Here is a 9,165-nt window from a genome sequence, read left to right on the forward strand (position 1 = left end):
TACGATCAAGACATGAGCGAGGGCGAAAAACCAGACGACATCTTGGGCCAGATCAACCAGATCTTCACGGGACCAGCGTTTCAGGCAAAGCCCATCTTCCCTCCCGGATTGATGGACAGCATCGCGAACCTCCAGCCGAGCCCGCTTGAGTATGAGATGCCCAAAATCGACCTGAGCAACTCGCCTCACTGGCGAGCGGCGGACGCAGCGGAAGAGACTGCAGAGGCTACCGCTGAAATGCGTACCCAGATAGAAGCAATGGTTCACCTGACCGCTCGCAACGTGCAGATGGCCGAGGCCGCCCGCGAGGACGCTGCTCGAACGGAACGGTTCTCCCGAGGGATGGCATGGACATCCACGGTCATCGCTGTTGCGTCGCTTGTCGTCGCCGCCGTCGCACTCTTTGCATCTCTGTAAGAAACGCGGAGCGAGGCGTGCATTAATTCGCGAAACCCGCAACGATAGAACGTAGATGGTGGAGCACTCCGCCCAGAGCGAAGCCCGGCCCTCATACAGAGGACACCGGGGCTTCGGCGTTCAGCTCTTGGTGAGGTCTGATACGAAGAGCGTTGCCAGAGCGACCCATGATTCCTCGTCGGGCGCGTCACGTTCGCTCAGCAGGTCCAACACTTTTGTCGGTTCCCAACCCGCGCATCCCCCGGCGAGGTACGGCTCAAGTTCGCTGCCCCAACCGAATGCTGCCGACGCGCCGTTTCGACGTTCGCTCTTGCGGGCGTAGATGAAGAAGTCGTTCGGATCCACACTGGGAAAGCGGTACGTATCTTCCCACCGGCGCCATGCATGCGAGAAAGCGAACTCCACGCGCATCTTCGCGCCCGGCAGGCGATCGTAGCCCTCAGCAAGGCATCCCGCAGCAAGCCCTTGGACAACCAGCTTCCATTGCTGGTCTTTGGTTCGCCTCAGGCCGGCCATTTGTAGATCCCGCTGCGCTTGAAGTACTCCTCGAAGTCCCGTCCGCCGGAGATGTCACTGATCAGACGCACGAGCTGGTAGGGCCTGTCCATGGCAACCCATCGGTCACCCTCCCGCTTCGGGACCGGCAGGTACGCGCGCCCACCGTCGACGCTCGCCATGAGCACACGATCGACGAGCGCCCCGGCGTAGAAGATGTCCGCGTAGACCAACTGCGCCGTCGGATCGGGGAATTTCGCCCACTCCGGCTTGTAGTCCCGACGGTTCTCGAACGGGTCTCCCGTCATGCCCCACTCGATGGCGATGTTCACGTCCTCGTTCAGCACCGCCCTGGCGTCATGCCAGCCGAACACCATCGCGTCACCATTGGAAGTCCCCAGGTTGTAGTTGAACAGCGGCCCTTCCGGCATGTAGTTCCACCACTCGTCCCAAGACTCGCTGATTATGTTCCAGATTTCATGCAGCTGCATCGCAGCGCCCCCTTTCGGCAATGCCTGCGCCGAACGCGCAGAACACCGACAGCATCCCAGATCGCGCCGACATCACAGCGCATCCCGCGCAGAACGACGCCCCGGCCCTCACGCAGAGGACACCGGGGCTTCGGTCGTCAGCTACAGACCAGCGTCACGGAAGAACTTCTCCTCCAGATCGTCGAGCAGCTTCTCTTCCTCGAGGTCGGTCGCCTCATCGATGAGACGTTCCTCCTCGGCCGGCGTCGCATCCTCAGGGATCGGGACCTCGGACTCGCGTCGGATCCGTCCCTCGCCGTCGCTCACTGGATCACCCACTTGAACGGCTCCCGCGCCGATACCGCCTTCGCGTAGTCGGCGATCTGCTGCTCCGGCAGGTTCACCCCAATGGCAGTGAACGCCGACTTCACGCGAGGTTTCACCTCTGCGACCGGATACCCCTCGTGCTGGCGGCGAAACCGCCTGTCGGCGTCCTCGATCTTCTTGGCGATGCCCGCATACAGTTCACGCATCCCCGCCTCATTGATCTTGATCTTCATGGTTCCCACAACCTTTCAATCTCAGCGGCCCCGACGACCCCACGTCGTCGATATAGGGCCGACCATCCCTACCTCTCCACAGTCCCAGCGCCCTCGGGAATCCCGGAATTCGACACGCCCACCAATTGACCGCGTCCACTGGACGCGCATCCGACACAGCGCAAGAGGCTGAGTCGCTAACATAAGCGACATGCTCTCCGGACTCTGCGCGTTCTGCGGCAACCAGACCCACTTCACGTCGCGGGTTGGACGCGCACTTTCGGCTGGCGACTTCGGGAACGGCAAGCCACTGCGCGTAGAGATTGCAGCGACATGCGACGCTTGCCACCGATTCAATGTTGCGACCGGCGAGAGCCGAGCGTATCGCCCCAACGGTGTGACCGATGGGGCGATACTCGATGCTCCAACCGCCGTCCGAGAAGGGGAAGCGATGAGCGTCGAGTCCTGGTCTCCTCCGCCTATGCGGTCGGTCGACACCGCCTTCATCCCCGACGGCGTCGCGGGATTCTTCAAGGAGGCGAACGATGCTCTGAGCATCAGTGCACATCGCGCTGTACTCCTCCTCGTCCGCAGCGTTGTCGAAGCCACAGCGAAAGACCGAGGCATAGATGATGGCTCACTCGTCACCAAGATCAACACACTCAGCGAACAAGGTCATATCCGCAGCGGCACGAAGGACATGGCACACGCCCTCCGCATCCTCGGGAACGACATGGCGCATGGCGACATCGAGGAAGTTCCGACTCGGGAGGACGCGGAAGACGCGCTCGTCATCGCGCGTTTCGTTCTCGATGATGTCTATGTCGCCGATGCGCGTCGCGCGGACATGATGGCTCGCCGGAAACCGCTCGGCGAGGGCTAGACCGCTGCCCCTGCCCTCAGCCTAGGACGCCCGGGCGTCACTCATCACATCGCGCCGAGATGCCTCGCCACGAACGCGTACCTCGGGTCCTCACTGCCGATCATCTTGCCGCCCTCATCGAGCAGGCGCACCTCCTGCAACACTCGCAGCATGACGTCGCCGTTCGCGTTCTTCGTCACCTGCAGCTTCCAGCTCACGTTCCCCGCACCCGGAACGTTGCCCGACCCGATCTTGATCTCGACACCCACTGCATCCTCGCTTCCATCAGCCGACACTGGCTGACTGCTTTCAACGCTCTGAACCCCTCCGGCATTCCCGCAACACCGTCCCAGTAGCCGTCCGTGACCGCGTCCAGGTGACGCACGATCAAGGTGAACCATGGCCCAAGGTCGCCCGGTCGAAGCAGATGTACGCGCACGCGCCATTGAGCTCATCGGCGCCGGCGTCCCGAGGAATGCGATTGCACGCGAGTTGCAGATCGCTCCGTCGTCGGTGTCGAAGATCGCGTCCGACGAGGGCCTGTCGTTCGACGGTGCGAATCAGACCGCGTCAGCGACGGATGCCCGACAGCACGACCTCAAAGTACGTCGCCTGGAGCTGATCGATGAGCTGATGGCGAAGGCCGCTGACCATCTGGTGGCGATCGATCAGCCGTTCCTCGCGTTCAACTTCGGCGGCAAGGAGAATGACTACAACGAGCACGAGCTGGAGCGGGCGCCGACGGGCGACATCCTGAACCTGCACCGTGCCGCGTCTCTCGCCATGAAGGACGCCCACGAGCTCATCCGTGACGATGACGATCAGGGTGTGGCTGAGGCCGAGTCGATGCTCATGAACCTGATCCTCGAGTTGGGGCTGCACGAAGATGAGTGACATCGACGAGCAGGAGTCCTCCGGGGTTCTGGGTCCGCAGCAGATGCGATCGCTGCGCGAGTCGAAGGTCCGCGTCAACAACTTCGAGGGCGCGATCCGTTCGGGGAAGACGATCGTCTCCCTGCTGCGGTTCCTCATGGCGGTGCTGTTCGCGACCGGCGGTGTGATCGTCGTGATCGCCCGCACCCGCGACAGTGCGTACAGGAACGTCTTCGAGCCCCTCATGAACCCGGCGCTCGTCGGCCCGCTCGCGAGGCTGGTGCACTACACGGCCGGCGCACCGACAGCCCGCATCATGGGCCGCACCGTGCACGTCCTCGGCGCCTCGGATGCGAAGGCTGAGAAGGTCCTGCGCGGTCTGACCGTCGCTCTCGCCTATGTCGAGGAAGTCACTGTCATCCCGGAGGAGTTCTTCACCCAGCTCCTGGGACGCATGTCTCCGCCCAACGCGAAGCTGTGATGATAACCCGGCGCTGTCCGAGGAGCACAAGCATCAAATCAAGACCGAGTTCAGCGGTCTCTGGTATCGACGCACACGATCTCGTGGGACGACCTTTCCGAGATGCGTAACTCATCGGCGTCGCTCTCGACTGAGGGACGACGAACGCGACCCGCTGCTCTCATCCTCGGTGTCTCCGCGGAGATCGACAGCCTCGGCCGTCCAGCGCCGCGTCTGTTCCTTGTCGACGAGTTCCGCCACGACTCAAGGCTCGCGCAGCCGAAGCTCACCGACAGTGAGCTCGCCCGCGATTTCGTCCGCTGGCTGGACGACCGACACCTGCCCGCATCCACCTCGGCGAGGCTGCTCCTCCGTTTCACGATCGCAGACCCGTCCGCGGCGTCATTCAACGTCGAGCTGCGAAAGAACCACGGCATCACCGCGACGGACGCCGACAACGATGTCCTCTGCGGGATCCGCTTGCTCGCGTCGCTCCTCGCATCCGGGTCACTGCTCGTCGCACGCCCCAACGACGCCAACCCGACGCACGGGTGCGCCGGCTTCATCTCCGAAACGCCGGGATACTCCTGGGATCCGAAGGCCACGCTCATCGGCGAAGACAAGCCGATCAAGATCGCGGACCACTCCCTCGATGGCGGCCACTACGTCATCACCACGACCGAGAACATCTTAATTGCCTCCCCGCACCGGGCGATGGCCTCGTAGGAGGTGTTCGAGTTGTAGTCGTCGTCTTTACCGTCGCCCGCAGAGAGAGCGATCCCCACAATCACGACCAGGGCGAAGAGCGCCACCGCCATCACCACCCTGGGCAAGTGGCTCCGCTTCTTTCCGCCAACTGGCTGAATCCCCGGAAGACTGCGGTCGCTCACGAAGACACCTTCTTGAGCAGCACGCAGATAGACAGGGTCGGCGCTGTGGACTCGATGGCCACCGGCTCCCAGCCGCGCTCGACGAGTTCGGTGAGCTCGCGGTTGATGGTCACCATCGGCTCTTCGCCACGCATCGTCGCGCCGCAGGCAGCCTTACGGGCTAGTACTCGGTTCCCAAGCCCGTGAGCATAGCGTCAGTGGAATGCCTCGTCTTCGCTGGGCTTCCGCTGGAATCTCAGAGTGAGGTCCGCACGTCGTTCCGCGGCATTCATACTCCCGCGAGAGAAGAACAGAGCCGACTACGGGACTCGAACCCGTAACCCCCGTATTACAAGTACGGTGCGCTACCAATTGCGCCAAGTCGGCGGATGCCATCAGCTTAGCGATGGCATCGACCCCCTCCGAATCAGGGGGCGGGTGTGGAGGTCGGCGTCGGGGTCGGCGTTTCGCGCGACGCGTCGCTGGCGACGCTGAGGACGAACTGCGAGAACTCGGCAGGATCGTCCATGGCGCCGACGTAGGCCTCGCCGTTCGCCACGATCATCGGGGTCGCGGTCAGCACCAGGTCATCGGAACCGGCGAGCGGGCCGTCCAGTGCCCGGGTCGTGGCTTCCTTGGCCCAGCTGACGAAGTCGCCGTCCTCGATACACGAGCGGACAGCCTTGCCGTTGTCGACGCCGACCGCGAGAGCGAGATTCGCGAGGTCTTCGTCGGAGAGGCCGTCGCTGCCGACCTCGGGCTGATCGTCGAGCAGCTCGTGGTTGAACGCGTAGAACTGCTCGGGCGAATGCGTGGCGACGCACGCCGCAGCCGCAGCCGAACGCAGCGAGAACTTGGTGCCGTTCGAGCTCGCGGTGAGCAGGGCCACCGGGTGGTAGCTGACGGTGACCGCGCCTTCCTTGATCCATCCGGCGAGCTGGCGGGCGTTGGCACGCTCGAACATTCCGGCGTCGGGCGAGAGGTAGTCGACGTAGACGTGGATGTCGACCTTCTCGGACGCCGTCGGCTCCGGCGTCGGAGATTCGGAAGCGCCCGCGTCGGTCGACTCGGGCGTGGGGGTCGTGGGTACCGCAGCGGATCCGGCGAAGGCCTCGACGTCGGTGACGACGACGCCGTCCGATTCCATGCCGGTCGGCGTGAGCCGCGGCTTGGACACCTGCGATGACACCGCCAGCGTCACCGCCGTGCCGATCGCGCCCACCGCGACCAGCGCCACGGCGCCGATGATGATCCGTCGCATGAGGCGCGCCCGCGACTGCTGGGCGTGCACTCTCTGAGCCTTCTCCCGCACGACCTCGCGGGAATTGCGTGGCGTGGGGACGTTCGGCGTTTCGTCGCTCGACATCGTTCCTCTTGTAAGTCTCCAGGGGGGTCCGGGTTGGCCCCGACCGCCGCTCGGCGACGATCGCCGCAGCGCGCGGCCGAGTTCGATGCTAGCGATTCAGGCTGAGAAATACCCAGGTACCCCGGTTCATGCCATACTGATTCCGACCCAGAGTCGGGTCACGGCGGGTTCACTCCGCCGCTTCATCACTACGGATCGTCCGGCACGTACCTGCCGGTGAAGGAGAAACCACGATGGCATCTGTGACTTTCGACGAGGCCACCCGCCTGTACCCCGGCGGAACCCGTCCCGCTGTCGACAAGCTGAACCTCGAGGTCGGTGACGGCGAATTCCTCGTCCTCGTCGGTCCTTCTGGGTGTGGTAAGTCGACCTCCCTCCGCATGCTAGCCGGCCTCGAAGAGGTCAACGCCGGCCGCATCCTCATCGGCGACCGCGACGTGACCGACGTCCCGCCGAAGGACCGCGACATTGCGATGGTCTTCCAGAACTACGCGCTGTACCCGCACATGACGGTCGCCGAGAACATGGGCTTCGCCCTGAAGATCGCGGGCGTCGGCAAGGAAGAGCGTGCAGCCCGCGTGCTCGAAGCCGCCAAGCTGCTCGACCTCGAGCCCTACCTGACCCGCAAGCCGAAGGCCCTCTCGGGTGGTCAGCGTCAGCGTGTCGCCATGGGACGCGCCATCGTGCGTCAGCCGCAGGTGTTCCTCATGGACGAGCCGCTGTCGAACCTCGACGCCAAGCTCCGCGTGCAGACGCGTACGCAGATCGCCTCGCTGCAGCGCCGTCTCGGTGTCACCACGGTCTACGTCACCCACGACCAGACCGAGGCTCTGACCATGGGCGACCGCATCGCGGTCCTCAAGGATGGCCTCCTCCAGCAGGTGGGCTCCCCGCGCGACCTGTACGAGAAGCCGAACAACGTCTTCGTGGCCGGCTTCATCGGTTCGCCCGCGATGAACCTGTTCGCTGCCGACCTCGCCGACGGCGGCATCCGCTTCGGGTCGGAGATCGTCCCGCTCGACCGCGACACGGTCGGCCGCGCCAACGGCAGCCAGGTCACGGTCGGTGTGCGTCCCGAGGACATCACGGTCGGACCGGCCGACGGCAAGGGTCTTCCCGTCGTCGTCGACCTGGTCGAAGAGCTCGGCGCCGACGGCTACCTCTACGGCCACACCGAGATCAACGGCAAGCGCAGCGACATCGTCGCCCGTGTCGACGGCCGCAACCACCCGAACGCCGGCGAGACGGTCACGCTCGCGGCGAACCCGGGCCACGTGCACGCGTTCGACATCGAGTCTGGCGACCGCCTGAACGACAAGCCGGTCGTCTCCGTCTGATCGGATCCACAGACGCGGCGCAGGCTGACTTCGGTCGCCTGCGCCGCGTCTCTTTCTGTCTCCGTCGTCACCCCGCGTTCAGGGAGCACCATGCACGATTCACTGCGGATCACCGCGAGCAAGATCGATCCGGGTCTCCTGGCCCTCCCCTGGTCCACGACGCTCGCGAAGTGGCCCTCGGAGTACATCGTGTCGCTCCCGAAGGGTCTTTCCCGCCATCTCGTGCGCTTCGCCGACCTCTCCGGCCGCGTGATCGCGGTGAAGGAGACCACGGCCGAGATGGCCCAACGCGAATACGAGATGCTGGGCAACCTCGCTCGGCTCGATGTCCCCTGCGTCGACCGCGTCGCCGTGATCGCCGGACGTACGGATGCCGACGGGGAGCCGCTGCCGGCAGCCCTCGTGACAGCGCATCTGCGTTTCTCCATGCCCTATCGCGCGCTGTTCACCCGCGTCCTCCGTCCGGATACGGCCACCCGGCTCGTGGACGCCTTAGCGCTCCTCCTGGTGCGCCTGCACAACGTCGGCTTCTACTGGGGCGATGTCTCCCTGTCGAACACGCTGTTCCGTCGCGACGCCGGAGCCTTCGCGGCGTATCTGGTCGACGCCGAGACCGGGGAACTGCACGAGGAGGGGCTGACCGACGGCCAACGTGCCTACGACCTCGACCTCGCCCGCACGAACATCGCCGGGGAGATCATGGACCTCGCCGCCGGGGGCCGCCTGGAGCACGGTGTGGACGCCATCGCGATCGCCGACGGCATCGTGTCCTCGTATCGGTCCCTGTGGGCGGAACTGACCGCCCAGGAGTCGTTCTCGGCCGCAGAGACGTGGCGCATCACGGAACGCGTCGAGCGGCTCAACGCTCTGGGCTTCGACATCGACGAGATGTCCATGTCGACGACGGCTGATGGCACGGTCGTCGAGATCCAACCGAAGGTGGTGGACGCCGGTCACCATCAGCGACGCCTGATCCGCCTGACGGGGCTCGACGTCGAAGAGAACCAGGCCCGGCGCCTGCTCAACGACCTCGACGAGTTCCGCGCCCGTTCGACGAAGCAGTGGTCCGACGAGGAGATGTACGCGCACGAGTGGCTCACGCGGGTCTTCGAGCCCGTCGTCCGCGCGATCCCGTACGAATTGCGCTCCAAGCTCGAGCCCGCGGAGGTGTTCCACCAGGTACTGGAGCACCGGTGGTACCTGTCACAGGCGCAGGGGCGTTCCGTGCCGCTCGCGGAGGTCCTGACGAGCTACATCAACGAGGTACTGCGCCACCGCCGTGACGAGGCCACCATCATGGGTCCGCCCACCGAGACGATGAGCCTGCCCGTCATCACCGGGGTGACTCCCGTCACCGACGACGACGAGGACATCGACTGGCGGGACCTGGTCTGAGCGCCGAAACCCCTCTTCATCGTCGATACCCCCGGTGGTCGGCGCCGGAGCCCGGGAGTTTCGACACGGCAGGGGGGTTTCG

At 64.8% G+C, this 9,165-nt stretch carries 13 protein-coding genes and 1 tRNA gene; 7 read left to right on the forward strand and 7 right to left on the reverse strand.

What is annotated here, in order from left to right; translation table 11 throughout:
* Window positions 1–12 precede the first annotated feature (12 nt).
* Window positions 13–417, forward strand: coding sequence for a hypothetical protein (locus LVJ59_RS16300; protein WP_232763800.1), 405 nt, complete (start codon window positions 13–15; stop codon window positions 415–417).
* 120 nt (window positions 418–537) lie between these two features.
* On the opposite strand, the gene LVJ59_RS16305 is transcribed toward LVJ59_RS16300, so the two are convergent.
* The 4 genes from LVJ59_RS16305 to LVJ59_RS16320 form a co-directional block, all read right to left on the reverse strand.
* The gene (locus LVJ59_RS16305; RefSeq protein WP_232763801.1) at window positions 538–933 is read right to left on the reverse strand and encodes a hypothetical protein; all 396 of its coding nucleotides are present in this window, start codon (window positions 931–933) and stop codon (window positions 538–540) included.
* Window positions 921–1,403 carry a hypothetical protein gene (locus LVJ59_RS16310; RefSeq protein WP_232763802.1) on the reverse strand — a complete coding sequence of 161 codons (483 nt, stop codon included), beginning with the start codon at window positions 1,401–1,403 and terminating at the stop codon, window positions 921–923. The genes LVJ59_RS16305 and LVJ59_RS16310 overlap by 13 nt, the downstream gene beginning before the upstream one ends.
* A gap of 141 nt (window positions 1,404–1,544) precedes the next feature.
* Window positions 1,545–1,709, reverse strand: a complete 165-nt coding sequence (locus LVJ59_RS16315) for a hypothetical protein (RefSeq protein WP_232763803.1) — start codon at window positions 1,707–1,709, stop codon at window positions 1,545–1,547.
* Window positions 1,706–1,942: a hypothetical protein gene (locus LVJ59_RS16320; RefSeq protein WP_232763804.1), complete on the reverse strand. Its 237-nt coding sequence runs from the start codon at window positions 1,940–1,942 to the stop codon at window positions 1,706–1,708. Before LVJ59_RS16320 ends, LVJ59_RS16315 begins: the two co-directional genes overlap by 4 nt.
* Window positions 1,943–2,132: 190 nt before the next feature.
* Between LVJ59_RS16320 and LVJ59_RS16325 the strand changes: the two genes are divergently transcribed.
* The gene (locus tag LVJ59_RS16325) at window positions 2,133–2,804 is read left to right on the forward strand and encodes a DUF4145 domain-containing protein (protein ID WP_232763805.1); all 672 of its coding nucleotides are present in this window, start codon (window positions 2,133–2,135) and stop codon (window positions 2,802–2,804) included.
* Window positions 2,805–2,848: 44 nt separating this feature from the next.
* Here the strand turns inward: LVJ59_RS16325 and LVJ59_RS16330 are convergent, their stop codons facing one another.
* The gene (locus LVJ59_RS16330) at window positions 2,849–3,079 is read right to left on the reverse strand and encodes a hypothetical protein (protein WP_232763806.1); all 231 of its coding nucleotides are present in this window, start codon (window positions 3,077–3,079) and stop codon (window positions 2,849–2,851) included.
* Between the two features lie 103 nt (window positions 3,080–3,182).
* Here LVJ59_RS16330 and LVJ59_RS16335 point away from each other — a divergent pair, with 103 nt between their 5' ends.
* The 3 genes from LVJ59_RS16335 (at window position 3,183) to LVJ59_RS16345 (ending at window position 4,842) form a co-directional block, all read left to right on the forward strand.
* Entirely contained in the window at window positions 3,183–3,677 is a 495-nt protein-coding gene (locus tag LVJ59_RS16335) for a hypothetical protein (protein ID WP_232763807.1), read from the forward strand.
* Window positions 3,670–4,137 carry a terminase large subunit domain-containing protein gene (locus LVJ59_RS16340; protein WP_232763808.1) on the forward strand — a complete coding sequence of 156 codons (468 nt, stop codon included), beginning with the start codon at window positions 3,670–3,672 and terminating at the stop codon, window positions 4,135–4,137. Before LVJ59_RS16335 ends, LVJ59_RS16340 begins: the two co-directional genes overlap by 8 nt.
* A 102-nt stretch (window positions 4,138–4,239) precedes the next feature.
* Window positions 4,240–4,842 carry a hypothetical protein gene (locus tag LVJ59_RS16345; RefSeq protein ID WP_232763809.1) on the forward strand — a complete coding sequence of 201 codons (603 nt, stop codon included), beginning with the start codon at window positions 4,240–4,242 and terminating at the stop codon, window positions 4,840–4,842.
* A gap of 457 nt (window positions 4,843–5,299) precedes the next feature.
* On the opposite strand, the gene LVJ59_RS16350 is transcribed toward LVJ59_RS16345, so the two are convergent.
* Window positions 5,300–5,372, reverse strand: a tRNA-Thr gene (locus LVJ59_RS16350).
* Between the two features lie 40 nt (window positions 5,373–5,412).
* On the reverse strand, window positions 5,413–6,351 hold the full coding sequence (locus LVJ59_RS16355; protein WP_232763810.1) for a thioredoxin domain-containing protein: 939 nt from the start codon (window positions 6,349–6,351) through the stop codon (window positions 5,413–5,415).
* Window positions 6,352–6,584: 233 nt separating this feature from the next.
* On the opposite strand from LVJ59_RS16355, the gene LVJ59_RS16360 reads away from it, so the two are divergent.
* Together LVJ59_RS16360 and LVJ59_RS16365 are read left to right on the forward strand one after the other, a co-directional pair.
* Window positions 6,585–7,688 carry an ABC transporter ATP-binding protein gene (locus LVJ59_RS16360; RefSeq protein WP_047521512.1) on the forward strand — a complete coding sequence of 368 codons (1,104 nt, stop codon included), beginning with the start codon at window positions 6,585–6,587 and terminating at the stop codon, window positions 7,686–7,688.
* A gap of 90 nt (window positions 7,689–7,778) precedes the next feature.
* Window positions 7,779–9,083 carry a DUF4032 domain-containing protein gene (locus LVJ59_RS16365; protein ID WP_232763811.1) on the forward strand — a complete coding sequence of 435 codons (1,305 nt, stop codon included), beginning with the start codon at window positions 7,779–7,781 and terminating at the stop codon, window positions 9,081–9,083.
* The last annotated feature ends 82 nt before the right edge of the window (window positions 9,084–9,165 follow it).

Origin of the sequence: Microbacterium sp. KKR3/1 (assembly GCF_021272365.1) — a bacterium.
In the GTDB taxonomy this organism is placed as follows: domain Bacteria; phylum Actinomycetota; class Actinomycetes; order Actinomycetales; family Microbacteriaceae; genus Microbacterium; species Microbacterium aurugineum.